Raw genomic sequence first — 22,575 nt, 5'->3', positions numbered from 1 at the left:
GGTAGTTTTACCGTGGTCAACGTGGCCGATAGTACCAACGTTGACGTGCGGTTTGGAACGTTCAAATTTTTCTTTAGCCACGGCGATATTCCTTACTTTCTGTGCTCTCCCCTGTGGAAAGGAGAGCACGGGATCAATTGGTTAAACCCGATTATTTACCACGGGCTTCAATAACAGCCTGAGCGACGTTGTTTGGCGCGTCATCATACTTCAGGAATTCCATGGAGTAAGATGCACGGCCTTTGGTGATAGAACGCAGCTGTGTAGCATATCCGAACATTTCGGACAGCGGCACTTCAGCGTGGATCACAACGCCAGTCACGTTGGATTCCTGACCGCGCAGCGTACCACGACGACGGCTCAGGTCACCGATAACGTCACCAGTGTTCTCTTCTGGCGTTTCAACTTCAACCTTCATGATAGGCTCAAGCAGCACAGGCTGTGCTTTCTTAAAGCCATCTTTAAAGGCGATAGATGCCGCCAGTTTAAACGCCAGCTCAGAGGAGTCAACGTCATGGTAAGAACCGAAGTGCAGACGCACGCCCAGATCTACTACCGGGTAACCCGCCAGTGGGCCAGCTTTCAGCTGTTCCTGAATGCCTTTATCAACTGCAGGGATGTATTCGCCAGGAATTACACCACCTTTGATGTCGTTGACAAATTCGTAGCCTTTCGGGTTTGAACCCGGCTCCAGTGGGTACATGTCGATAACAACATGACCGTACTGACCGCGACCACCAGACTGCTTGGCGTGTTTACCTTCGACGTCAGTTACTTTAGAGCGAATCGCTTCGCGGTAAGCAACCTGAGGTTTACCGACGTTCGCTTCAACGTTGAATTCACGCTTCATGCGGTCAACGATGATGTCGAGGTGCAGCTCACCCATACCGGCGATGATAGTCTGGTTAGACTCTTCATCAGTCCATACGCGGAATGATGGGTCTTCTTTAGCCAGACGGCCCAGAGCCAGACCCATTTTTTCCTGGTCAGCTTTGGTTTTCGGTTCTACAGCGATAGAGATTACCGGCTCAGGGAATTCCATGCGCTCCAGAATGATAACGTTGTCCGGGTCACACAGGGTGTCACCGGTAGTCACGTCTTTCAGACCGATAGCCGCAGCGATATCGCCTGCGCGAACTTCTTTGATCTCTTCACGCTTGTTAGCGTGCATCTGTACGATACGGCCCAGACGCTCGCGCTGAGATTTAACCGGGTTGTACACGGTGTCGCCAGAGTTAACGATACCAGAGTAAACGCGGAAGAATGTCAGGTTACCAACAAACGGGTCGGTCGCGATTTTAAACGCCAGCGCAGCAAACGGCTCGTTGTCGTCTGAGTGACGAACTGCCGGCGTATCTTTACCGTCGTCCAGAATACCGTTGATCGCTGTAACGTCAGTTGGTGACGGCAGATATTCGATCACGGCATCCAGCATCGCCTGAACACCTTTGTTCTTAAATGCAGAACCACAGGTAACCAGGATGATTTCGTTGTTCAGTACGCGCTTACGCAGAGAAGTTTTGATCTCTTCTTCGGTCAGCTCTTCGCCGCCAAAGAATTTCTCCATCAGCTCATCAGAGCCTTCAGCTGCGGCTTCAATCAGTTTCTGGCGCCATTCTTCAGCCAGTTCCTGCATATCAGCTGGGATCTCTTCGTAATCGAAGGTCACGCCTGCGTCTGCGTCGTTCCAGTTGATCGCTTTCATCTTGATCAGGTCAACAACGCCGGTGAAGTTCTCTTCTGCGCCGATAGCCAGCTGCAGAGGAACCGGAGTTGCGCCCAGACGTGCTTCAATCTGGCCAACTACTTTCAGGAAGTTAGCACCCATGCGGTCCATTTTGTTAACGAACGCGATGCGTGGAACTTTATATTTGTTAGCCTGACGCCATACGGTCTCAGACTGTGGCTGAACACCACCAACTGCACAGTAAACCATTACTGCGCCGTCAAGAACACGCATGGAACGTTCTACTTCGATGGTGAAGTCAACGTGTCCTGGGGTGTCGATGATGTTAACGCGGTGCGGCTCGAACTGCTTAGCCATACCTGACCAGAAAGCGGTAGTCGCTGCGGAGGTAATGGTAATACCACGCTCCTGCTCCTGCGCCATCCAGTCCATTGTGGCTGCGCCATCATGAACTTCACCGATTTTATGGTTTACACCGGTGTAGAACAGAATACGTTCGGTAGTGGTCGTCTTACCGGCGTCGATGTGTGCACTGATACCAATGTTACGGTAGCGTGTAATGGGTGTTGTACGAGCCATTTGATTCCTCTGATTCTAGGACGTTCAAAGTTAAATCCCAGCGGGGTCAACTGAACGCCCGCTGGGTTAATAACAACTACTGAGCTGTTACCAGCGGTAGTGTGCGAACGCCTTGTTGGCTTCGGCCATACGGTGAACGTCTTCACGTTTCTTCACTGCGGTACCTTTGTTTTCCGCAGCATCAGAAAGTTCGTTCGCCAGGCGCAGAGCCATTGATTTATCACCGCGTTTACGAGCAGCTTCAACGATCCAACGCATTGCCAGAGCATTACGACGAACCGGACGGACTTCAACTGGTACCTGATAAGTAGAACCACCAACGCGACGGGATTTAACTTCCACGGTTGGGCGGACGTTGTCCAGGGCTACTTCGAATGCTTCCAGTTCGCCTTTACCAGCACGCTGAGCCAGGGTCTCAAGTGCAGTATAAACGATTGATTCGGCAGTAGATTTTTTACCATCTACCATCAGGATATTTACAAATTTGGCCAGCAGCTCTGATCCGAACTTAGGATCTGGCAGAATTTTACGCTGACCAATGACGCGACGACGTGGCATGGAAATACTCCGTTGTTAATTCAGGATTGTCCAAAACTCTACGAGTTTATTATGACATTTAAGATAAAACGTTTGGCCTTACTTAACGGAGAACCATTAAGCCTTTGGCTTCTTCACGCCGTACTTGGAGCGAGCCTGCTTACGGTCTTTAACACCTGAGCAGTCCAGCGCGCCACGAACGGTGTGGTAACGCACACCTGGCAAGTCTTTAACACGACCGCCACGGATCAGGATCACGGAGTGTTCCTGCAGGTTATGACCTTCACCGCCGATATAGGAGGTAACTTCAAACCCGTTGGTCAAACGCACACGGCAAACTTTACGCAGTGCGGAGTTTGGTTTTTTAGGGGTAGTGGTGTACACACGAGTACATACGCCACGTTTCTGCGGGCAAGCTTCCAGCGCAGGCACGTTGCTCTTTGCAACTTTGCGTGCGCGTGGTTTGCGAACCAGCTGGTTAACTGTTGCCATTAAATAGCTCCTGGAATTTGCTTTTGCTTCGTAAACACGTAATAAATCGCCTCGTCAGATAACGAGGACGCGGAATTTTAGGGCTGAGCAGAAAAGGTGTCAAGAAATAACCAGGATATCGTACTCACCAGGTCATTTGTTGAGTCTGTTTTACCGTCAGCGCGACGAACTCAGTATAGCTTACTGCGGCCGCGCTGGATGAAATTTGAGCAGAAAGCCCGCGAGCGATAACATCGTCCTGCAGCACGTAAAGAGAAATGGGGGCGGCACGCAGCGATTCAAGGGCCCGGCTACCTTCCAGCGCCGCCAGCACACCGTCCTGAAGCAGCAGCACCTCGTCCCCTTCCGCCAGCAGCCGCAGCATGGCGTTGAAATCGCACTTAAAAGGCGAGTTGATCAGCGTATGCAGCATACTTCCTCAGAAAGAAATTATTTGATCGTATTTTTCCAGCTCCGCACGCAATGCGTGAGGCGACAGCACCGCTACCGGCAGTGCCTTTAACGCGGCGGCGTCAATGCCTCGCTCGGCCAGCGAAGCTGAACAGGCATAAAAATTTTCCAGATCGTAGAGCGGCAGCACGCCAAAGGTGGCGACGTAGTTGCGCGCCAGCACTTTTTCCGGCTGCTGGTCGCCCAACAGCTGCATCACGCCGTCGCTGATAAAAAACAGCGCCACGTCCTCGCTAAGCGCGGAAACGGCCAGCACCGCATCCAGCCCCTCTCTTCCGGCGCTGGAGCCGTGCGGCGCCTGGCTGAATACAAAGGCGATTCGCTTCATCAAAACTGCACCATTCGTTCACTGCTTAATGCGGCTTCCGCCAGTGCGCCCAGGCCGGCAAGCTGAAAGCCTTCAGCCAGATTGGCGGCGGGCAGGCCCTGGTTTTTCGCTTCCTGCTCGTCCGTGATACCGCGGCGCAGCGCGGCGGCCACACAGATATTGAGCGCAACGTGATGGTCACGATGCAGCTGCTGCCAGGCCTGGGTCAGATTGAACTCGTCGCTGGCCGGCGAGGTCAGCGCGCTGGCGTTAAGTACGCCCTCGCGATAAAAAAAGACGCTTTCCAGCTCGTGGCCTTCCGCCAGCAGCGCCTGCGCGAATAGCCAGGCCGAGCTGGCCTGCTGGGTGCCATAGGCCGGGCCGGTGACTAACAGCGTGTAACGCATCAGCGCTCGCTTCCCTGGAAGTCGCCGTTTTTAAACTGGCGGATATAGAGATAAACGGTGTGCTTGGAAATATTCAGTCGATCCGCCACCTGATTGATCGCGTCTTTGATGTCGAAGATGCCTTTCTCATAGAGGTTCAGCACAATCTGGCGGTTCTTGGCATTGTTGGAGATATTACGGTCGTTGCTGACCTCTTCAATCGTAAACTCCAGCGTCTGCATCACCAGATCCTCTACCGAGGAGGCGAAGTTGACGGAAGAGTCCATCTCCGGCGTTTCCGGCGGGATAAAAGTCGCCATAATCTGCGAGAAAGGCACGTCCAGGTTCATATTGATACACAGCAAACCGATAACGCGCTGTTTGCCGTTACGGATAGCGATGGTCACGGATTTCATCAGTACGCCGCTTTTGGCGCGGGTGAAATAGGCTCTGGAAACATTACTTTCCGCATCGGTCATATCATGCAGCATTCGCAACGCCAGATCGGTTATCGGTGAACCGATTTTGCGGCCGGTATGTTCGCCATTAGCGATCCTGACCGCCGAGCATTTCAAATCTTCCAGCGAATGCAGGACGATTTCGCAGTGCGAGCCGATCAGCATCGCCAGCCCGTCGACCACGGCTTCGTAAGATTTAAGAATATCAAAATCGGTTTGTTCGAAGGGATGCTGCTCCAGTAATTCCAGATCGTTCACATCACCGGTAAAAATTGAACCAGACATTAAGACACCACCCTTAAAAGAGCCCGCGGTATGCGGCTCGCGCAGGTTAGTTTCGAAGAGCGTCAGTCTAGCAAATATCGGAAATGCCTGTCCTGACCTTTGTCATGTATTTCTTGTGGACATAGCGCGGGGGAGGAAAAAGCGGGGAAAATGCCGCCACGAGCGTGGCGGCACGGGCATTATTTGGTCTGGGCAGCGGCTGGCGCTTCGGTCGGTGCCTGCGCGCTAGCGTCCGCTTTAGCGGCCGGTTTGATGTCCAGCAGTTCTACATCGAACACCAGCGTAGAGTTAGCCGGGATACCCGGTACGCCGTTTTTACCGTAGGCAAGCTGCGGTGGGATCACCAGCTTGATCTTGCCGCCTTTTTTCACGTGCTTCAGGCCTTCGGTCCAGCCAGGGATCACGCCGTCAAGACGGAAAGAGAGCGGCTCGCCGCGCGTGTAGGAGTTGTCGAACTCGGAGCCGTCGATCAGCGTCCCTTTGTAGTTAACCACTACGGTATCGCTGTCTTTCGGCGCGTCGCCGGTGCCTTCTTTCTCTACCTGATACAGCAGGCCGGATTCGGTTTTCTTCACGCCTTTTTCTTTGGCGAATTTAGTCGCGAAAGCGTTGCCTTTCTCGGTGTTTTCTTTCGCATCTTTTTCCATCTTCGCCTGAGCGGCGGTTTTCACGCGGCCTTCAAACGCCTGCAGGGTCTGCTCGATCTCCTGATCGGAAAGCTTGCTCTTGCCGGCGAAAGCGTCCTGGACGCCGGAGATCAGCTGCTGCTTATCCAGCGTGATGCCCAGTTTCTCCTGCTCTTTCAGCGAGTTTTCCATGTAGCGGCCAAGCGATGCGCCCAGTGCATAGGCAGACTGCTGGTCTTCGTTTGTAAACGCGGCATTCTTCGGTGCCTGCTGTGCGGCTGGAGCTGATGGCGCCGCGGCGGTTTCGGCTGCTGAGGCCAGCGGTGCGTTCAGCGCAACGCCCAGGGTGGTGGCTAACAGTGTGACTTTAAATAGTGATTTCATCCATTTCTCCAAAACCGAAGCCTCTCACCTCGGAAATCGTTTTACAGACAGAGCCTGTACTCTAACAACCGTGCGCGAGCAAACTGCATACTCTCGCAATGAAAACTAACTACTTCCGACCGCTTGTCTGTCCGAAAGTTTCACTATGAAGATGCAGGCAACCAGGGCTTTTTTCAACGGTAAGGGCGAAATTAAACCGGCTATGCCTGTGCTGGCCCGGTTTTTGTCGTTAGAATCGGAACAATCCAGCCCTGGCGGCAGCAAGAGGAAAGAATATGCAACAATCCGTGTTTGAGCAGCGCTTAGAGCTGTTGGAAAGCCGTTTGGCCTTTCAGGAGCACACTATCGAAGAGCTGAACCAGACGGTGGTTCATCACGAGCTGGAAATGGCCCGCCTGCGCGAACAGATGCGCCTGCTGACCGACAAACTGAAGGCGGCAGCGCCGTCAATGGTCGCCTCGCAGTCGGAAGAGACGCCGCCGCCGCACTATTGATTTCGCGCCAAAAAAAAGGCCACCTTATCGGTGGCCTTTTTTCATTTAAGCTTAGTGGCTGCAGCCGCAGCCGCCGGTGCCACAACCGCCTTTGCCGTGGTCATGATCGTGGTCGTGATCGTGATGATGGTCGTGCTCGCCGTGAACATGGCCATGAGCCAGCTCTTCTTCGGTCGCTTCACGGATCGCCACCACTTCCACGTTGAAGTTCAGGTTCTGGCCAGCCAGCATATGGTTACCGTCAACCACCACGTGGTCATCTTCCACTTCGGTGATTTCAACCGGTACCGGGCCCTGATCGGTTTCCGCCAGGAAACGCATGCCAACCTGCAGTTCATCAACGCCCATAAAGACGTCTTTCGGCACGCGCTGCACCAGGTTGTCGTCGTACTGGCCGTAGGCTTCGTCAGCTGCGATGTGCACTTCAAACTTGTCGCCGGCTTCGTGATTTTCCAGCGCCTTTTCCAGACCAGAAATCAGGGAACCATGACCGTGCAGATAGTCCAGCGGTGCGGTCACCGGAGACTCATCAACCAACACACCGTCTTCCGTACGTACCTGATATGCCAGGCTGACTACCAGGTCTTTTGCTACTTTCATGATTACTCCTAACCGTTGAGAGCTTGAAACATCGGCGGATTTGCCGGCAAGCTCTGAGTTTGCGCTGATTGTAATGAATTTCAACGCCGCTGTAAGATACAGCTTAAAAAAAGCTGAGCCATAACGCTACTCAGGATGAAAAATTCCGATCACTTGCTCATTAGTGCGAACTTCGTCACGAACATGCTTGTCTGCTTCGCGCATCTGATGACCGCACTTAACGCATTCAACCACATCGACATTATTTTCAACCCACAGAGCAAGGGTATCTTTAGCCTGGCACTTTGGACAAGTCGCCCCGGCAATAAATCTTTTACGCATAGGTTTTCCGATTAAATAAAAGGCAACGCAAAGCGATGCCGACTCAGTAAGAGGCTTTCGCCCCGCCCTATTCCGATTCGTCCCAGCCGTCAAACTGGCGCTTTTCGTGCCGCATTTCGGCCTGGAAGATATCTTCCAGCTCGCGCCGGGCTTCTTTCACGCGGGAAATCTGCTGGCTGTCGCCGTGGTTCGGCATCAGCTCGCGCAGCATGCGCATATCCAGACGGCGGAAGTGCTGCTGCGCGCGAAAGGCCTGATGCGGATGCATCCCCAGCGACATCAGCGTTTTACGGCCAAGCTCCAGCGCGCTGGAGAAGGTTTCACGCGAGAACTGGGTGACGCCGGCCTGCAACAGTTCGTGAGCCTCCACGCGGCCGCGCGCCCGCGCCAGGATTTGCAGATGCGGGAAATGATGCTGGCAGAGCCGCACGATTTCCATCGCGTCTTCCGGGCCGTTGCAGGTAATGACGATAGACTGCGCCGTTTCTGCGCCTGCGGCGCGTAACAGCTCCAGCTCGGTGGCATCGCCATAGTATACTTTATAGCCATAGGTTCGCATCAGGCTGACCGCGCTGATATCGCGCTCCAGCACCGTGATCCGCTTTTCGTTGGCCATCAGCAAACGCGCCACCACCTGACCAAAACGTCCGAAGCCGACCACGATAACCTGCGGCTTGTCGTCTTCGACAAAGTGCTTCTCTTCGCTGTCGTCGCCGTCGTTAAACCGCTTCGCCAGGATTTTATCCACGCTCTGCATCAGCAGCGGCGTGGTCATCATCGACAGCGTTACCGTCACCAGCAGCAGCGGCATCTGGTCGCCGCTGAACAGTTTTGCCGACGAGGCGGCGGAAAAAAGCACGAACGCGAACTCGCCGCCCTGGCTCAACACCGCAGAAAACTGTAGCCGCTCAGAACTGCGCAGGCCAAAGATACGCGACAGCAGATAAAGCACGCCCGCTTTGATCGCGACCAGCAGCACAACGCCCACTAAAATCTCGCCGATATGGGTATAAAGCACGCCCAGATTCAGCGCCATGCCTACCGAGATAAAGAACAGCCCCAGCAGCAAGCCTTTAAAAGGATCGATAGCGACTTCCAGCTCGTGTCGGTATTCGCTTTCCGCCAGCAGAATGCCGGCGATAAAGGTCCCCAGCGCCATCGACAGCCCCAGCGCGTCCATAAACAGCGCCGATCCCAGCACCAGCAGCAGGGAAGCGGCGGTAAAAACTTCCCGCACGCCGGAAGCGGCGATAAAGCGGAAAATAGGCCGCAGCAGAAAACGGCCGCCGACCAGCATCCCGGCAAACGCCAGCACCTTCATGCCCACTTTCATCCAGTCGGTGTGGCCGCTGTCGCCGCCCGCCAGCAGCGGCACCAGCGCCAGCGCCGGGATCACCGCCAGATCCTGGAACAGCAGCACCGAAAAACCCAGCTGGCCGGATTCATTGCGCTTCATGCCCTTGTCGCTCATCAGCTGCAGCGCCATCGCCGTAGAGGACATCGCCAGGCCAAGACCGCCGATCGCCGCCGCCTGCCAGGAGAAGTCGGTCAGCCAGAGCAGGCCGCCCAGTATCGCCGCGCTGAAAATAACCTGCGCCGCGCCAACGCCGAAAATCGAGCGCCGCAGCTCCCAGAGTTTGGAAGGATTCAGCTCCAGACCGATGATAAACATCAGGAAGACCACGCCCAGCTCGGAGAAATGCAGAATTTCCTCTACGTCGCTGATAAAGCCCAGTCCCCACGGCCCGATAGCGATACCGGCCAGCAGATAGCCCAGTACCGCACCAATGCCGAGCCGGGCCGCGATCGGAACGGCGATAACCGCCGCAAAAAGATAGACCACGCCAGCCGTGAGCAGGGTTTGTCCTTCCATTCAGGTGCCTCCATAGGGCAAAGGTGACGACAGCCAGTCGCCGTAGGCGCGCGCATAATTTTTCATGACTTCCGGGGTCTGCCGTCGCGCCCAGTAGATAATCATCGGCGTCAGCCAGTGCATACGGCACATTTGCGCCGTCAGCTCGAACGGCCGCATGATGGCCGACAGCGGATAACGGTTAAGCCCTTCCTGGTGGTAGGCCGTTTCCGGTTCGCCGGTGGTCACCACGCTGCGCCAGTATTTTCCTTCCAGCACGTTGCCGCCAGGGCCGCTGGCGAAGCCGCGCGACAGCACGCGATCCAGCCACTCCTTCAGCAGCGCGGGGCAGCTGTAGGTATAAAGCGGATGTTGAAAAACAATGATGTCATGCTCGCGCAGCAGCTGCTGTTCGTAGTGGATATCAATAAAAAAGTCTGGATAGTGCGCGTACAGGTCATGAACGGTCACGTTAGGTAACGCTTTAGCCGGCTCCAGCAAAACCCGATTGGCAATCGAGTCCTGGGATTCCGGATGCGCGTAAAGCAGCAAAACTTTGGGCGGCTGCGACATCAATCCCCTCCAAATCGTCGTCACGGCGGGGAAATTCCGCTACCATGCTCGACACCGCGGAATCGTGCATTCCGCAAAGCATTTATGATGTTTCAATTTAACATATTCTGGTTATTACGGCGCTTATGATTCTCTTCTCATCGTTACAAATCCGACGCGGCGTGCGCGTCCTGCTGGATAACGCCTCCGCCACCATCAATCCCGGTCAGAAAGTGGGGCTGGTAGGCAAAAACGGCTGCGGTAAATCCACGCTGCTGTCGCTGCTTAAGAACGAGATAAGCGCCGATGCGGGCAGCTTTACCTATCCGGGCAACTGGTCGCTGGCCTGGGTTAACCAGGAGACGCCCGCGCTGAATACGCCCGCTATCGAATATGTCATTGATGGCGATCGCGAGTACCGCCAGCTGCAGGCGGAGCTGGCGAAGGCCAACGAGAACGACGACGGGCACGCTATCGCCACGCTGCACGGCAAGCTGGACGCCGTCCAGGCATGGACAATACAGTCGCGCGCCGCCAGCTTGCTTAACGGTTTGGGCTTTTCTCAGGAACAGCTTCAGCGCCCCGTCAGCGACTTCTCCGGCGGCTGGCGGATGCGCCTGAACCTGGCGCAGGCGCTGATTTGCCGCTCCGACCTGCTGCTGCTTGACGAACCAACCAACCACCTCGATCTGGACGCGGTGATCTGGCTGGAGCGCTGGCTGAAAAGCTATCAGGGTACGCTGATCCTGATTTCCCACGACCGCGACTTTCTCGATCCCGTGGTGGATAAAATCCTGCATATCGAACAGCAGTCGATCTTTGAATACACCGGCAACTACAGCTCGTTTGAGATCCAGCGCGCCACCAAACTGGCGCAGCAGCAGTCGATGTTTGAAAACCAGCAGCAGAAGGTGGCGCATCTGCAAAGCTTTATCGACCGCTTTAAGGCCAAGGCCAGCAAGGCGAAGCAGGCGCAAAGCCGCATCAAAATGCTGGAGCGCATGGAGCTTATCGCGCCCGCCCACGTCGATAATCCTTTTACTTTCAGCTTCCGCGCGCCGGAAAGCCTGCCTAATCCGCTGTTGAAGATGGAAAAAGTCAGCGCGGGCTATGCCGATCGCATCATTCTGGATTCTATCAAGCTGAACCTGGTTCCCGGCTCGCGCATCGGTCTGCTGGGCCGCAACGGCGCGGGCAAATCCACGCTGATTAAGCTGCTGGCCGGCGAGCTGGCCCCGCTGAAAGGCGATATCGGCCTGGCGAAAGGCATCAAGCTCGGCTACTTCGCCCAGCATCAGCTGGAATTCTTACGGGCGGATGAATCACCGTTGCAGCATCTGGTGCGGCTGGCGCCAAAAGTGCTGGAACAGCAGCTGCGCGACTACCTGGGCGGCTTTGGTTTTCAGGGCGATAAGGTCACCGAGCAGACCGAACGCTTCTCCGGCGGCGAAAAAGCGCGGCTGGTGCTGGCGCTGATTGTCTGGCAGCGCCCTAACCTGCTGCTGCTGGATGAACCGACCAACCACCTCGATCTGGATATGCGCCAGGCGCTGACCGAAGCGCTGATCGATTTTGAAGGGGCGCTGGTGGTGGTTTCGCACGACCGCCATCTGCTGCGCTCCACCACTGACGATCTCTACCTGGTCCACGACGGTAAAGTAGAAGCCTTTGACGGCGATCTGGAAGACTACCAGCAGTGGCTGAGCGATCTGCAAAAGCAGACCAGCGCCGCCGCTGAACCTAAACAGGAGAGCGGCAACAGCGCGCAGGCCAGAAAGGATCAGAAGCGCCGCGAGGCGGAACTGCGCACGCAAACGCAGCCGCTGCGCAAGCAGATCGAAAAGCTGGAAAAGCAGATGGAAAAACTCAACGCCACGCTGGCCGATGCGGAAACAAAGCTGGCGGATACCGCGCTGTACGATCAGAGCCGCAAGGCCGATCTTACGGCGGCGCTGCAGCAGCAGGCTGAAGCGAAATCCGCGCTGGAAGCGTGCGAGATGGACTGGCTGGATGCGCAGGAGCAGCTCGAAACGATGCTGGCTTCATAAACAGAGCCGGGAGAAAGGTTTCTTTCTCCCGACCTGATTACCGCTCCGCCAGGCGTCGACGCAGCGTGGACAGATCCTCAGCGTTAAGCAGTTTGCCGTTTAAAAAACGGGTTTTCAGTTCGCCGCCCTGCTCCTGCTCCCGGCTCTGCCGATCCAACAGGTAGTAGTCGCCTGCGCTATCCCGCTCTACCCGTAGCAGCCCTCTGGCGGATTTTTTCAGGCCGCCGTCGGTTTTCGGCTGCTTGAAAATCTCACGCTCAACGCCCCGCACCTCGCCCCATGTCGCCTTCATCGCAAAGCCGAACGTATCGCGCGTACTGTATTGATAAGTATAAGATCCGACGCCGAAGACCACGTTGCTGCTGGCGAAACCTTTAGCCTCCAGACGGGCAAGGATCTGGTTAGCCCGCTCCAGCGTAATCGAGTCGCCATAGATCAGCCCAACGTGCTCATCCAACACCCGGTAGCCTTTCGCATTAACGGTGCCGCCAAAAATATCCCACAGCACCTCTACCGAGCCTTTTTGCTGTGGCGTCCGCGCCGGATCGCTGTCGCTATCGTCGCTGGTTCCGCAAAGGATCTCCACCGGGTCGCCGCTGTCCGGGCGAAAAACCAGACGCCCCTGCCGCGCCATGATGTCTGCTTTCAGCTCGCGGCTGTATTCCGTAAGCACCTTCCAGTAATCCCAGGTATCCGAGACGATGGAAACGAAGCCGTGGGGATAGAGCTCGGTGATCAGACGACGAAAGGTGGCGATCTCTCCCTGCTCTTCGCCCATGCACATAACGCTGTGCTCCGTCGCCGGAATGCTGCCCGCAATAAAATAGTCTTTGGGCGGCGTGTAGTACTGACGAAGATAAAGAATCGAAGGAATGCTGTCGGTGCCGGTAAAGCTCAGCAGATGGCCGGCGCCCGCCTGGGCGGCATCGTGCAGCCCGGACATGCCCCGCAGCGAAAAGTCATGGCACTGAAAATCCAGATGGCTCTGGTCATCACAGGTCAGGGCCGCCCAACGCTCGCAGACCAGCCGGTAATGGTAAGCGATAGTGGCGTTAGTAGAGGCTTTCCATAATTCTGCTGACATCACGCTTTCCAGGTAATTAACCAGCCAGAAAAAATCATCAACGGTGTTGGTAATGGTCAGAACCGGCACCTGCATCGGCACCTTGCTGCCTTCGTCCAGGCTTTTGATTTCCAGCGGCAGATAGCCCAGCCGATGCAGCGCCCGGATGTGTTCCACATCAATACGCGCTTTGCCCAGATAGCTGTCCATCAGCTGTTGGTATTCCGTGACGACTTCCTCTTCGGGTCGGGCAAAAAACGCCTCGTTAAACAGATCGACCATAAACCACTGCAGAAAGCCCTGTAGCCCAAAGAATACCAGCCGGTTATCCGACAGCGGCGAGGTAAAAAAGCGGTTACCGCGCGGCGTAAAATTTGAGTAAATGCGGCTGGTTCCCTGCGGGTACTGTTCGCGATGGGAGGTTTTATAGCCGTCGATAGCCAGAATGGGATTAATGCGCATGGGCCGCTCCTTCGTTGTTATAAATAGTTTCAATATCAATCAGTTCAACCCGCTCCCCGGCTATCGCCGGATCGGCTACTGAAGTCGTCGTCCAGATATGGTCGATGCCCTGCTGCAACAGCGCGGCGACGCCCCGGCTAAACAAGCCGTGGGTAACGTACAGGCTGACCGAACGCGCGCCCGCCGCACGCAGCACCGCGGCCGAGCCGATAAAGGTGCCGCCCGCATCGCACAAATCATCGGCTATCAGCACATCTTTGCCGGCTACGTCGCCCTGCAGCAGTGAAAAACCACTCAGCGCACCGCTGCTCAGGTCGCGGTGTTTCCCCAGGATGCCGTACTCGCGGGCCGCCACCTGCTGCGCAACAGCGTGGATTTTTTTTAGCGCGCCCGCGTCCGGCGCCATCAGCATCATGCCGCTTTGCAGTTTTTCTATCAGGTTCGCGCTGTGTCGCAGGCAAAGGTGCTGCGGAATAGCCACCATGTTATTGACCACGGCACCCGCCACGTCGCTATGGGGATCCAGCACCCGTATCCGGTCAAAGCCCAGCTGATTCAAAAAACCGGCAAAGATCTTCAGGGCGAAACTGTCGCCTTCCTGCATACTGCGGTCCTGACGGGCATAGGGAAGCCAGGGCAGCTCCAGCGTTGTCCAGTGCAAATCGTATTGGCTGCGGGCGGCGTCCATAACCTGCGCCAGCAGCATCAAATCGTCCATATTGCGCATGGCCGTGGCGCGGATTTTCAATTTTTCCGCCCGGGGAAGCCGTGGCGGCAGCAGCCTTACGCGGACTGCGCCATCGGGAAAGCGGCCTGTTTCCAGCGCGACTTTGTTTCCATCAAGAAAGAGTTCCAGCAGCATTGTTTTCCTCCGGGGCTAATAATGTCTTTGTGACATTTATATAATTGTCCCTGTGACATTATTTAGCAAGCGGAATTTACCTCCCTGAAGGAAAAATCAATTAACAAGCTGATTAATAATGATTAAAAAAATGAAAAGGCGGTCGTACATTGCAGGATATCCGTCCGCAATGCTAATGTGTCTGAGCGACAATTATTTACGGAAAAGCTTATGCTTTCAGAATCAGAGTATCTGGCCAGCTACGACGCCTCGCGCTACCCCTCTCCCATTGTGACCGTCGACAGCGTACTTTTTACGCTGCACGAGCAACAGCTCTGCGTACTGCTGGTACAGCGGGCCAATCATCCGCAAAAAGGCTGGTGGGGATTGCCGGGAGGGTTTATCGATATGCAGCATGATGCCTCAACGCGCGCCACCGCGTTAAGGAAGCTGCAGGAGAAAACCGGTGTGGTTCCGCCGTGGCTGGAACAGCTCGAAACTTTTTCCGGCCCCGATCGCGACCCGCGCGGCTGGAGCCTGACCACCGCCTGGTATGCGCTGATTGCGCAGGAGAGCTGTCGATCGTACAGCGGCGATGTCAGCGACGCCGCGTGGCTGCCGGTCAACACCGTGATGCAGCGCAAGGATATCGCCTTCGATCACCAGACTATTATTACCAGCGCCTTAAAAAGGCTGCGGCAAAAAACGCTGTATACGCTACTGCCGGTGTTTTGCCTGCCGGAACGCTTTACGCTGACTCAGCTACAGGAAGCCACCGAAGCCATCCTTGGCCGCCCGGTGCAGCGGAAAAGCCTGATCCGCCGCTTTGATTCCTCAGAGATGTTTGAGGAAACGGGCGAGAGCGTAGCTACCGGCGCGCGCAAAGCCAAACTGTACCGCCGCAGGAAAGAGGCCGACGTGCACAACTTTACGCGTAATCTTATGCCTGCCGATTAGGCCGTGGCGTTTATGCCCGGCCAGGCTGATAGAAAGGCTTGTCGCCCAGAATAGTGGCGCGATGCATAATCCGCCGTGCAGGCAGGTAGTCTGCATTGGCGTAGTGCTGGGTCACGCGGTTATCCCAAATCGCCACATCGTCCTGCTGCCATCGCCAGCGCACCTGGAACTCCGGTTTGGTGATATGCGCAAACAGGAAATTCAGCAGCGCGTCGCTCTCTTTCGGGCTGAGATCGACAATGCGCGTGGTGAATCCCTCATTAACAAACAGCGCCGACTTGCCGCTAACCGGATGCGTGCGCACGACCGGATGCAGCAGCGGCGGATTCTTCGCCACGGCCTGCCGCCAGCGCGCATGCTCCTCCTCGCTGCCGCGATACTTAAATTCCTGAAACGATTTGGTGAAGTCGTGCTCCGCCCGCAGGCCGGCAAGCAGGGCCTTAAAAGGCTCTGAAAGCGCGTTGTAAGCAGCAATGCCGCTGGCCCAGAGCGTATCGCCACCCGTTTCCGGCAGCTGCTTTGCCGCCAGGATCGCCCCGGCCGGCGGCGTCTCGATAAAGGTCACGTCGGTGTGCCAGTTATCGTTGTCCGGCGGGTTATCATCATGCGTATCCAGCACGATAATCTCTTCCACATCCGGCGCGTGCGGATAGACGGGATGGATGTGCAGATCGCCAAAACGGGCCGCCAGCGCTCGCTGTTGGGCAGGCGTAACGGGCTGATTGCGGAAGAACAGCACCTGATGACGGATCAGCGCATGGTAAAGCTGCTCAAACTGCGCGTCGCTCAGCGGGCGGCTGAGATCCACGTCAGCGACCAGCGCGCCGATATAGGGGCCAAGCGCGGTAACAGACAGACGTTCGTTCATGATGTGACTCCATGCCAGGGGGTTAAACGGCGCTGTAAGGCTCGCAGCCCCAGCTCAAGCGAAAAAGCAATCAGCGCGATAACGGCGATGCCTGCCAGTACCACATCGGTTGCCAGAAATTCACCGGCGGACTGCACCATAAAGCCCAGCCCGCGCGTGGCGGCGATAAGTTCGGCGGCCACCAGCGTTGACCAGCCGACGCCAAGACCGATCCGCAGCCCGGTTAAAATTTCCGGCAGCGCGCCGGGCAGCACCACGAACCACAGCGTTTGCCAGCGGCTGGCGCCCAGCGACTGCGCGGCGCGCAGACGAACCTGCTGCGCGCTTTTGACGCCCGCCAGCGTGGACATCACCACGGGCGCGAAGATGGCCAGATAGATCAGCAGGATTTTGGACGTTTCGCCGATACCGAACCAGATCACCATCAGCGGCAGATAGGCCAGCGGCGGCACCGGTCGATACAGCTCAATCAGCGGGTCAAGGATGCCGCGCGCGGTGGCGTTCAGCCCCATCAGGATACCAACCGGCACGCCGATCAGCGTGGCCGCCAGCAGCGCTATCGCTATCCTTGTCAGGCTGGCGGCAAGATGCTGCCAGAGCGTCGCATCCATAAAACCCTGCGGGCCGGCAACCACCAGCAGCTGATGGAAAACCTGCTGCGGCGCGGGCAGAAAGAGCGGCGCGATCAGGCCAAAAGCGGTTACTGCCCACCAGATGCCCAGCAGCACCAGCAGGGTCGCCACGCTCAGGGTAAGCTGACGGCCAAACGGCCAGCGCAGCCTCAATCGGCGCACCGCGACTTTCTCCGTGGATAACAGGCTCATGAAAACACCTCGCGCTGTTGGAACACCCGGCTTAATACATATTCCCGCGTGGCGATAAAAGCGGGATCGGATTTAATGCTGCGGCAGGCTTCGCCGGCGGCATAGCGGCGGCCAAACGCCAGCGGCAGACGCTCGATAATTTTGCCGGGGCCGGGCGACAGCAGGATCAGCTCGCTGGCCAGAAAAACCGCCTCCTCGATATCGTGCGTAATCAGCAGCACCTGCTTGCCGCTGTCCCGCCACAGGTTCAGCAGCAGCTCCTGCATTTGCTCGCGGGTAAAGGCATCCAGCGCGCCGAAGGGCTCATCCAGCAACAGCAGCTGCGGATCGGCGGCTAAGGCTCTGGCAATACCTACGCGCTGGCGCATCCCGCCGGAAAGCTGCCAGATAAATTTCTTTTCCGCGCCGCCCAGTCCGACGCTTTTCAGCATCTGACGGGCCGTTTGATGGCGCGTCGCTTTATCCATCCCGGCCAGCTGCAGGCCAAAGGCGACGTTATCCAGCACGTTGCGCCACGGCAGCAGCCCTTCATGCTGAAACACCACGCCGCGCTCGGCTCCCGGCCCGGTTACGCGCTGGCCGTCCAGCGTAATGCTGCCCGACTCCGGCGTCAGAAAACCGGCAATCAGATTCAGCAGCGTGGTTTTGCCACAGCCTGAAGGCCCCAGCACCACCACCAGCTCTTCCCCGGCAATCGTCAGGTTAATATCTTCAAGCGCGAGGTGGCCGTCGTAGCGGGCCGTCAGATGCGAGACTGAAAGCATGGCGGCTCCTTACTGGGTAAGATTTTTAACAAAGCGGTTGGTGACAAAGCCACTGTAATCGCTGGCAACCTGCGGCACTTTGCCCTGCTCTTTTAAAAACTGTGCGGTATCGCCGATAGCCTTATCGACCGGCTGGCCCAGCTGTTCAACCTGCTGCTGCGCCGTCAGGTAAGTGTTGCCTTTTACCAGCCCCGGCACCTGCTGTGTCGGCACGCCGCTCAGACGCGACAGCTTGTTGAGGTGATTGTCATCTTTCAGCCACTGCTCAGGGCTATCGAGGTAGGCTTTTTGCGCCTCCAGCGCGCTACGGGCGAAAGCGGTGACCACTTCAGGATGCTGCTGCGCGAAATCTTTACGCACAACCCAGACGTCCAGCGTTGGCGCGCCCCACTTGCCGACCTGCGCGGAGTCGGTCAGTACCTTTCCTTCCTTCTCCAGCTCGTTCACCGCCGGCGCCCAGACGTAGGCGCCGTCAATGTCGCCACGTTGCCAGGCAGCGATAATCGCGGGCGGCTGAAGATTGACGATTTGCACCTGGCCCGGCTTGATGCCCCAGTGCTTTAGCGCGGCCAGCAGGCTGTAGTGAGTGGTGGAGATAAAAGGCACGGCGATACGTTTGCCAATCAAATCTTTGGGATCCTTGATGCTTTTCTTCACCACCAGCGCTTCGGAACTGCCGAGCTGCGACGCCAGCAGAAACACCTCAATCGGCACCTGCTGGCTGGCCGCTACGGCAAGCGGGCTGGAGCCGATATTGCCGATTTGCACATCGCCCGAAGCCAGCGCTCTGACCACGCTGGAGCCGCTGTCAAACTTGCGCCAGTCCACTTTTGCGCCGCTGGCTTTGGCAAAAGCGTCATCGGCCTGGGCCACTTTGGCCGGTTCTGCCGAGGTCTGATACGCCACGGTAACGTCCAAAGCCTGTGCGCTCAGCGCCGAAAAAGAAAGGCTGAAGGCCAGCAGTGAAAGAGTAAATTTATGCGCCATGCTTTGCTCCGGTCGTTATTGTTATAAAAGTGAACAACGCCTTTGTAACCGAGAGCGCTTGCCGCGATAAAGTAATAAAAAATTATCGGTTATAACGATAAGTCCTTAGAAGAAAAACAGGATTTTAATGCCGGAGAGTGGGATTGCCTTTAAGACGTCAGAGGCTGGCAGCAGCGTAAGTAGCGGGTTCAAAAACCCGCCGTAACGGCGCCCGCTGCTTACGAATTGAGAATGGGGAAAGCACTTTGCCCGAAGCGACGTTCGCCAGGCACTCTGCTTAGCGCCAGATAAGCAGCACGCAGGCCGCTGTCAGCACGCCCATCGCCATATTGAACAGCGTCCAGGCGCGACGGCTGCGCAGCAGGCGGCCAATCAGCGTGCCAAAGCCAAGCCAGATCAGGCCGGAAACCAGGTTGACCAGCGCCATCGCAAAGCTGATAGCCATTACCGATCCCCGATAAGCCTCACCGCCCAGGCTGAAGCTGGCGACCGCGCCCAGCGCCATCAGCCAGGCTTTGGGATTGATCAGCTGTAGCAGGCCGCCCTGCCAGAACGGCATTGGCGCTGTGGGGAGAGTGCCGGTATCCAGCCGCTCATATTTCGCCGTGGCGATTTTCCACGCCAGCCACAGCAGATAGACGCTCCCGGCGATTTTCAACACCAGATGCAAAGCAGGATAAAGCAGGATCAGGCCGCCAATACCGAACGCGACCAGCAGCAGCATGACCTGCATCCCGATCATGATGCCGATCAGCAGCCACAGCGAACGCAGAAAACCAAAGTTGGCGCCCGAGGCGGTGAGTAACATATTATTAGGGCCTGGCGTGATCGCAGCGACCCACAAAAAACCCAGCATCGACAAAAACAGTTTCAGTTCCATATGAAACGGGCGCTCCTCACCCCACTTAACAACAAACTTATCGAAGCTAACAGTATGACAAGGATCCGGGAAGCCTTTTGAAGATGAATTTTGACGGGTCGCTGGAAAATACTTTTCGTCCACTGGCGGGCATGAGCAACGCGCATTTGCAAACCATCCTGCCGCGCCTGGTCCGTCGCCGTATCGCTTTGCAGCCGCACTGGCAGCGCCTGACGCTGCCGGACAGTGATTTTGTCGATCTTGCCTGGAGCGAAGATCCGGCGCAGGCGAGCCACAAGCCGCGCGTGGTGCTTTTTCATGGCCTTGAGGGCAGCTTTCACAGCCCTTACGCGCACGGGCTTTTGCAGGCCTGTCGACAGCGCGGCTGGCTGGGCGTGGTGATGCATTTTCGCGGCTGCGGCGGCGAACCGAACCGTCTCGAGCGCATTTATCATTCGGGCGAAACCGAAGACGCCAGCTATTTTTTACGCTGGCTACGGGAAACCTGGGGAACGGTGGCGACCGCTGCCGTGGGCTTTTCGCTTGGCGGTAATATGCTGGGCTGCCTGATGGGCCAACAGGGCGACAGCTGTTTGCTGGATGCCGGCGTTATCGTTTCCGCGCCGCTGATGCTGGAACCCTGCAGCCAGCGGCTGGAGCAGGGATTCTCGCGTGTCTATCAGCGCTACCTGCTAAACTTGCTGAAGCAGAACGCCACCCGCAAACTGCACGCCTGGCCCGGCACGCTGCCTGTCGATCTGACGCAGCTTAAGGCGCTTAAGAGACTCAGGGAGTTTGACGACGCCATTACTGCCAGAGCGCACGGTTTTGTGGACGCGACGGATTACTATCGCCGCTGTAGCGCGCTGCCGCTGCTTTCCGGCGTGCGTAAACCTCTGCTGATTATTCATGCTAAAGACGATCCCTTTATGACCGACGAGGTTATTCCTGCAACCGACAGGCTGCCCGATTGCGTAACGTATCAGCTGACGCAGCACGGCGGACATGTGGGATTCGTGGGGGGAACGCTGCGCAGGCCGCAAATGTGGCTGGAGCAGCGTATACCGCAATGGCTTTCAACCTGGCTGGACAACGATGATTATTCCCTGGAAAGAACTGGACCCGGACACGCTCGCTAACCTGATTGAAGCCTTCGTGCTGCGGGAAGGCACCGACTATGGCGAGCAGGAGCGCTCGCTGGAGCAAAAAGTCAATGACGTTCGTCGTCAGCTGACAAACGGCGAGGCGGTGCTGGTCTGGTCAGAGCTGCACGAGACGGTCAATATCATGCCTAAAGGCCAGATCCGTTAACGCCTCCCGCTGAGGGGGCAAAAGCCTATCGGCGACGCCGTGTTCTTCTTACCGCTTAGCTAGTCGGAAGACGGCGATCTCGTTTCCCTGACGGCTAAACCGCTGTTCGCGCTTGGCTTTATTGCATAACCTCTGCCGCGCGCTCACCCCTGGGCAGAAGATGACAGGCTATAGCAAAACGTGATAACAATGGCGGAATAACGTTCACAGGAAACTCGTTTATGTCCGCCATACATCCAGTGATTGCCGTGACCGGTTCCAGCGGCGCGGGCACCACCACCACCAGCCTGGCCTTCCGCAAAATTTTTCAGCAGCTGAACCTGCACGCGGCGGAAGTGGAAGGCGACAGCTTCCATCGCTATACCCGTCCCGAAATGGATATGGCGATCCGCAAAGCGCGTGATATGGGCCGCCATATCAGCTATTTCGGCCCGGAGGCCAACGATTTTTCGCTGCTGGAGCAAACCTTCGCGGAATATGGCCGCAGCGGCAGCGGCCAGTCCAGAAAATATCTGCACACCTATGACGAAGCGGTGCCCTGGAACCAGGTGCCCGGCACTTTTACGCCGTGGCAGCCGCTGCCGGAACCCACCGACGTGCTGTTTTACGAAGGGCTGCACGGCGGCGTGGTGACGCCGCAGAACAATGTCTCGCAGCATGTCGATCTGCTGGTGGGCGTGGTGCCTATCGTCAACCTGGAGTGGATCCAAAAAATGATCCGCGATACCAGCGAACGCGGTCATTCACGCGAGGCGGTGATGGATTCCGTGGTGCGTTCAATGGACGATTATATTAACTTCATTACGCCACAATTTTCCCGCACCCATATTAACTTTCAGCGTGTCCCTACCGTGGATACGTCCAACCCTTTTGCCGCGCGCGGCATTCCTTCGCTCGACGAGAGCTTTGTGGTTATCCATTTCCAGGCGCTGGAACAGATTGACTTCCCCTATCTGCTGGCGATGCTGCAAGGCTCTTTTATCTCCCATATCAACACGCTGGTGGTGCCGGGCGGCAAAATGGGCCTGGCGATGGAGCTGATTATGGGGCCGCTGGTCAAGCGCCTGATGGAAGGCAAAGCTATCAAGTAACGCCCATCTCATGGCTATGGGTAAGGGTCACGCCCTTACCCAGCATCAGCGCGACCGGGCAATATTTCCCGACCGCAAGGCTGACCGCGCGCGCCAGCGCCTTATCCGTCAGCCCGCTGCCGCTGACAATAAAATGCAGGTTGATGCGGGTAAACAGGCGCGGCGGCTTCTCGCGCCGGGTTGACGTCAGCTTCACCTCGCAGTTGTCTACCGTGAAACGCCCTTTTTGCAGAATGGCAACCACTTCCGCCGCGCTACAGCCGCCTGCCGCCATCAGCAGCATTTCCATCGGGCTGGGCGCTTTATCGCCCGCGTTGCCGTCCATCACGATCTGATGGCCCGATGAGGATCCTCCCAAAAAGGTCAGCCCTTCCACCCATTTGACGCTCGCTTGCATAACAAACTCCTCTAATTCATTTAGTTAAGCCGCGGTCGGCTTAAGGCAACTAAAACAGCAGCGCGGCAGATTTCCCGCTATGCTGAAGCGAGA

At 56.7% G+C, this 22,575-nt stretch carries 26 protein-coding genes and 1 pseudogene; 6 read left to right on the top strand and 21 right to left on the bottom strand.

What is annotated here, in order from left to right; translation table 11 throughout:
• From AB3U87_RS19515 to fkpA, 9 genes and pseudogenes are all read right to left on the bottom strand, one after another.
• Positions 1-81, bottom strand: a pseudogene (locus AB3U87_RS19515) (GTP-binding protein); the annotation flags it as partial.
• A 70-nt stretch (positions 82-151) separates the two neighbouring features.
• Positions 152-2,266: an elongation factor G gene (fusA, locus tag AB3U87_RS19510; protein WP_253457736.1), complete on the bottom strand. Its 2,115-nt coding sequence runs from the start codon at positions 2,264-2,266 to the stop codon at positions 152-154.
• A gap of 87 nt (positions 2,267-2,353) precedes the next feature.
• The gene (gene rpsG, locus AB3U87_RS19505) at positions 2,354-2,824 is read right to left on the bottom strand and encodes a 30S ribosomal protein S7 (RefSeq protein ID WP_125289829.1); all 471 of its coding nucleotides are present in this window, start codon (positions 2,822-2,824) and stop codon (positions 2,354-2,356) included.
• Between the two features lie 96 nt (positions 2,825-2,920).
• Complete coding sequence (gene rpsL, locus AB3U87_RS19500) at positions 2,921-3,295, bottom strand: 30S ribosomal protein S12 (protein ID WP_075182598.1); 375 nt, start codon at positions 3,293-3,295, stop codon at positions 2,921-2,923.
• Between the two features lie 124 nt (positions 3,296-3,419).
• Positions 3,420-3,707, bottom strand: coding sequence for a sulfurtransferase complex subunit TusB (gene tusB, locus AB3U87_RS19495; protein ID WP_394150171.1), 288 nt, complete (start codon positions 3,705-3,707; stop codon positions 3,420-3,422).
• A 6-nt stretch (positions 3,708-3,713) separates the two neighbouring features.
• Positions 3,714-4,073 carry a sulfurtransferase complex subunit TusC gene (tusC, locus tag AB3U87_RS19490; RefSeq protein WP_253457732.1) on the bottom strand — a complete coding sequence of 120 codons (360 nt, stop codon included), beginning with the start codon at positions 4,071-4,073 and terminating at the stop codon, positions 3,714-3,716.
• Positions 4,073-4,459, bottom strand: coding sequence for a sulfurtransferase complex subunit TusD (tusD, locus tag AB3U87_RS19485; RefSeq protein WP_253457730.1), 387 nt, complete (start codon positions 4,457-4,459; stop codon positions 4,073-4,075). Before tusD ends, tusC begins: the two co-directional genes overlap by 1 nt.
• Positions 4,459-5,181, bottom strand: coding sequence for a helix-turn-helix transcriptional regulator (locus AB3U87_RS19480; protein WP_253457728.1), 723 nt, complete (start codon positions 5,179-5,181; stop codon positions 4,459-4,461). Before AB3U87_RS19480 ends, tusD begins: the two co-directional genes overlap by 1 nt.
• Positions 5,182-5,360: 179 nt before the next feature.
• Positions 5,361-6,191, bottom strand: a complete 831-nt coding sequence (gene fkpA / locus AB3U87_RS19475) for an FKBP-type peptidyl-prolyl cis-trans isomerase (protein WP_253457725.1) — start codon at positions 6,189-6,191, stop codon at positions 5,361-5,363.
• Between the two features lie 275 nt (positions 6,192-6,466).
• Between fkpA and AB3U87_RS19470 the strand changes: the two genes are divergently transcribed.
• Positions 6,467-6,685 carry a protein SlyX gene (locus AB3U87_RS19470; RefSeq protein ID WP_125289835.1) on the top strand — a complete coding sequence of 73 codons (219 nt, stop codon included), beginning with the start codon at positions 6,467-6,469 and terminating at the stop codon, positions 6,683-6,685.
• Positions 6,686-6,736: 51 nt separating this feature from the next.
• Here the strand turns inward: AB3U87_RS19470 and slyD are convergent, their stop codons facing one another.
• The 4 genes from slyD to kefG all read right to left on the bottom strand — a co-directional run bounded on the left by slyD (position 6,737) and on the right by kefG (position 10,031).
• Positions 6,737-7,285 (bottom strand): peptidylprolyl isomerase, encoded by a 549-nt coding sequence (gene slyD, locus AB3U87_RS19465; protein ID WP_125289836.1) that lies wholly within the window; start codon positions 7,283-7,285, stop codon positions 6,737-6,739.
• 126 nt (positions 7,286-7,411) lie between these two features.
• Entirely contained in the window at positions 7,412-7,606 is a 195-nt protein-coding gene (locus AB3U87_RS19460) for a YheV family putative zinc ribbon protein (RefSeq protein WP_125289837.1), read from the bottom strand.
• Positions 7,607-7,673: 67 nt separating this feature from the next.
• Positions 7,674-9,479, bottom strand: a complete 1,806-nt coding sequence (gene kefB, locus AB3U87_RS19455) for a glutathione-regulated potassium-efflux system protein KefB (RefSeq protein ID WP_394150167.1) — start codon at positions 9,477-9,479, stop codon at positions 7,674-7,676.
• Positions 9,480-10,031 carry a glutathione-regulated potassium-efflux system ancillary protein KefG gene (gene kefG / locus AB3U87_RS19450; RefSeq protein WP_125289994.1) on the bottom strand — a complete coding sequence of 184 codons (552 nt, stop codon included), beginning with the start codon at positions 10,029-10,031 and terminating at the stop codon, positions 9,480-9,482. It lies immediately after the preceding gene.
• A gap of 125 nt (positions 10,032-10,156) precedes the next feature.
• Here kefG and AB3U87_RS19445 point away from each other — a divergent pair, with 125 nt between their 5' ends.
• Complete coding sequence (locus tag AB3U87_RS19445) at positions 10,157-12,058, top strand: ABC transporter ATP-binding protein (protein ID WP_301251817.1); 1,902 nt, start codon at positions 10,157-10,159, stop codon at positions 12,056-12,058.
• Positions 12,059-12,095: 37 nt separating this feature from the next.
• On the opposite strand, the gene AB3U87_RS19440 is transcribed toward AB3U87_RS19445, so the two are convergent.
• Positions 12,096-13,583: a nicotinate phosphoribosyltransferase gene (locus AB3U87_RS19440; RefSeq protein WP_370734926.1), complete on the bottom strand. Its 1,488-nt coding sequence runs from the start codon at positions 13,581-13,583 to the stop codon at positions 12,096-12,098.
• On the bottom strand, positions 13,573-14,445 hold the full coding sequence (prs, locus tag AB3U87_RS19435; RefSeq protein WP_394150164.1) for a ribose-phosphate diphosphokinase: 873 nt from the start codon (positions 14,443-14,445) through the stop codon (positions 13,573-13,575). The genes AB3U87_RS19440 and prs overlap by 11 nt, the downstream gene beginning before the upstream one ends.
• A 210-nt stretch (positions 14,446-14,655) precedes the next feature.
• Here prs and AB3U87_RS19430 point away from each other — a divergent pair, with 210 nt between their 5' ends.
• A complete protein-coding gene (locus AB3U87_RS19430; RefSeq protein WP_253457709.1) occupies positions 14,656-15,381 on the top strand; it encodes an NUDIX hydrolase in 726 nt (241 codons plus the stop codon).
• A 10-nt stretch (positions 15,382-15,391) separates the two neighbouring features.
• On the opposite strand, the gene tauD is transcribed toward AB3U87_RS19430, so the two are convergent.
• The 5 genes from tauD to AB3U87_RS19405 form a co-directional block, all read right to left on the bottom strand.
• On the bottom strand, positions 15,392-16,249 hold the full coding sequence (gene tauD, locus AB3U87_RS19425; protein ID WP_125289843.1) for a taurine dioxygenase: 858 nt from the start codon (positions 16,247-16,249) through the stop codon (positions 15,392-15,394).
• Positions 16,246-17,073, bottom strand: a complete 828-nt coding sequence (tauC, locus tag AB3U87_RS19420) for a taurine ABC transporter permease TauC (RefSeq protein ID WP_253457706.1) — start codon at positions 17,071-17,073, stop codon at positions 16,246-16,248. The genes tauD and tauC overlap by 4 nt, the downstream gene beginning before the upstream one ends.
• Complete coding sequence (gene tauB / locus AB3U87_RS19415; RefSeq protein WP_253457703.1) at positions 17,070-17,837, bottom strand: taurine ABC transporter ATP-binding subunit; 768 nt, start codon at positions 17,835-17,837, stop codon at positions 17,070-17,072. Before tauB ends, tauC begins: the two co-directional genes overlap by 4 nt.
• Positions 17,838-17,846: 9 nt before the next feature.
• Positions 17,847-18,824: a taurine ABC transporter substrate-binding protein gene (gene tauA / locus AB3U87_RS19410; RefSeq protein WP_253457700.1), complete on the bottom strand. Its 978-nt coding sequence runs from the start codon at positions 18,822-18,824 to the stop codon at positions 17,847-17,849.
• A gap of 277 nt (positions 18,825-19,101) precedes the next feature.
• The gene (locus AB3U87_RS19405) at positions 19,102-19,704 is read right to left on the bottom strand and encodes a LysE family translocator (protein ID WP_301730892.1); all 603 of its coding nucleotides are present in this window, start codon (positions 19,702-19,704) and stop codon (positions 19,102-19,104) included.
• Positions 19,705-19,787: 83 nt separating this feature from the next.
• On the opposite strand from AB3U87_RS19405, the gene AB3U87_RS19400 reads away from it, so the two are divergent.
• The 3 genes from AB3U87_RS19400 (at position 19,788) to AB3U87_RS19390 (ending at position 22,085) form a co-directional block, all read left to right on the top strand.
• A complete protein-coding gene (locus AB3U87_RS19400; protein ID WP_301251899.1) occupies positions 19,788-20,822 on the top strand; it encodes a hydrolase in 1,035 nt (344 codons plus the stop codon).
• A complete protein-coding gene (locus AB3U87_RS19395; protein WP_253457694.1) occupies positions 20,779-20,994 on the top strand; it encodes a YheU family protein in 216 nt (71 codons plus the stop codon). Before AB3U87_RS19400 ends, AB3U87_RS19395 begins: the two co-directional genes overlap by 44 nt.
• Before the next feature lie 221 nt (positions 20,995-21,215).
• Positions 21,216-22,085 carry a phosphoribulokinase gene (locus AB3U87_RS19390; protein WP_125289852.1) on the top strand — a complete coding sequence of 290 codons (870 nt, stop codon included), beginning with the start codon at positions 21,216-21,218 and terminating at the stop codon, positions 22,083-22,085.
• Here AB3U87_RS19390 and AB3U87_RS19385 read toward each other — a convergent pair.
• Positions 22,078-22,482, bottom strand: coding sequence for an OsmC family protein (locus AB3U87_RS19385; RefSeq protein ID WP_253457690.1), 405 nt, complete (start codon positions 22,480-22,482; stop codon positions 22,078-22,080). The genes AB3U87_RS19390 and AB3U87_RS19385 overlap by 8 nt on opposite strands.
• Positions 22,483-22,575 lie beyond the last annotated feature (93 nt).

The organism is Erwinia plantamica, from assembly GCF_043420595.1.
In the GTDB taxonomy this organism is placed as follows: Bacteria; Pseudomonadota; Gammaproteobacteria; order Enterobacterales; family Enterobacteriaceae; genus Erwinia; species Erwinia aeris.
This window is presented reverse-complemented; position numbering and strand designations above follow the sequence as displayed.

Excerpts from the sequence above, each read along its gene's own strand:
- fusA (WP_253457736.1), bottom strand. The coding sequence starts at position 2,266 with ATGGCTCGTACAACACCCATTACACGCTACCGTAACATTGGTATCAGT.
- rpsG (WP_125289829.1), bottom strand. The coding sequence starts at position 2,824 with ATGCCACGTCGTCGCGTCATTGGTCAGCGTAAAATTCTGCCAGATCCT.
- rpsL (WP_075182598.1), bottom strand. The coding sequence starts at position 3,295 with ATGGCAACAGTTAACCAGCTGGTTCGCAAACCACGCGCACGCAAAGTT.
- tusB (WP_394150171.1), bottom strand. The coding sequence starts at position 3,707 with ATGCTGCATACGCTGATCAACTCGCCTTTTAAGTGCGATTTCAACGCC.
- tusC (WP_253457732.1), bottom strand. The coding sequence starts at position 4,073 with ATGAAGCGAATCGCCTTTGTATTCAGCCAGGCGCCGCACGGCTCCAGC.
- tusD (WP_253457730.1), bottom strand. The coding sequence starts at position 4,459 with ATGCGTTACACGCTGTTAGTCACCGGCCCGGCCTATGGCACCCAGCAG.
- AB3U87_RS19480 (WP_253457728.1), bottom strand. The coding sequence starts at position 5,181 with ATGTCTGGTTCAATTTTTACCGGTGATGTGAACGATCTGGAATTACTG.
- fkpA (WP_253457725.1), bottom strand. The coding sequence starts at position 6,191 with ATGAAATCACTATTTAAAGTCACACTGTTAGCCACCACCCTGGGCGTT.
- AB3U87_RS19470 (WP_125289835.1), top strand. The coding sequence starts at position 6,467 with ATGCAACAATCCGTGTTTGAGCAGCGCTTAGAGCTGTTGGAAAGCCGT.
- slyD (WP_125289836.1), bottom strand. The coding sequence starts at position 7,285 with ATGAAAGTAGCAAAAGACCTGGTAGTCAGCCTGGCATATCAGGTACGT.
- AB3U87_RS19460 (WP_125289837.1), bottom strand. The coding sequence starts at position 7,606 with ATGCGTAAAAGATTTATTGCCGGGGCGACTTGTCCAAAGTGCCAGGCT.
- kefB (WP_394150167.1), bottom strand. The coding sequence starts at position 9,479 with ATGGAAGGACAAACCCTGCTCACGGCTGGCGTGGTCTATCTTTTTGCG.
- kefG (WP_125289994.1), bottom strand. The coding sequence starts at position 10,031 with ATGTCGCAGCCGCCCAAAGTTTTGCTGCTTTACGCGCATCCGGAATCC.
- AB3U87_RS19445 (WP_301251817.1), top strand. The coding sequence starts at position 10,157 with ATGATTCTCTTCTCATCGTTACAAATCCGACGCGGCGTGCGCGTCCTG.
- AB3U87_RS19440 (WP_370734926.1), bottom strand. The coding sequence starts at position 13,583 with ATGCGCATTAATCCCATTCTGGCTATCGACGGCTATAAAACCTCCCAT.
- prs (WP_394150164.1), bottom strand. The coding sequence starts at position 14,445 with ATGCTGCTGGAACTCTTTCTTGATGGAAACAAAGTCGCGCTGGAAACA.
- AB3U87_RS19430 (WP_253457709.1), top strand. The coding sequence starts at position 14,656 with ATGCTTTCAGAATCAGAGTATCTGGCCAGCTACGACGCCTCGCGCTAC.
- tauD (WP_125289843.1), bottom strand. The coding sequence starts at position 16,249 with ATGAACGAACGTCTGTCTGTTACCGCGCTTGGCCCCTATATCGGCGCG.
- tauC (WP_253457706.1), bottom strand. The coding sequence starts at position 17,073 with ATGAGCCTGTTATCCACGGAGAAAGTCGCGGTGCGCCGATTGAGGCTG.
- tauB (WP_253457703.1), bottom strand. The coding sequence starts at position 17,837 with ATGCTTTCAGTCTCGCATCTGACGGCCCGCTACGACGGCCACCTCGCG.
- tauA (WP_253457700.1), bottom strand. The coding sequence starts at position 18,824 with ATGGCGCATAAATTTACTCTTTCACTGCTGGCCTTCAGCCTTTCTTTT.
- AB3U87_RS19405 (WP_301730892.1), bottom strand. The coding sequence starts at position 19,704 with ATGGAACTGAAACTGTTTTTGTCGATGCTGGGTTTTTTGTGGGTCGCT.
- AB3U87_RS19400 (WP_301251899.1), top strand. The coding sequence starts at position 19,788 with ATGAATTTTGACGGGTCGCTGGAAAATACTTTTCGTCCACTGGCGGGC.
- AB3U87_RS19395 (WP_253457694.1), top strand. The coding sequence starts at position 20,779 with ATGATTATTCCCTGGAAAGAACTGGACCCGGACACGCTCGCTAACCTG.
- AB3U87_RS19390 (WP_125289852.1), top strand. The coding sequence starts at position 21,216 with ATGTCCGCCATACATCCAGTGATTGCCGTGACCGGTTCCAGCGGCGCG.
- AB3U87_RS19385 (WP_253457690.1), bottom strand. The coding sequence starts at position 22,482 with ATGCAAGCGAGCGTCAAATGGGTGGAAGGGCTGACCTTTTTGGGAGGA.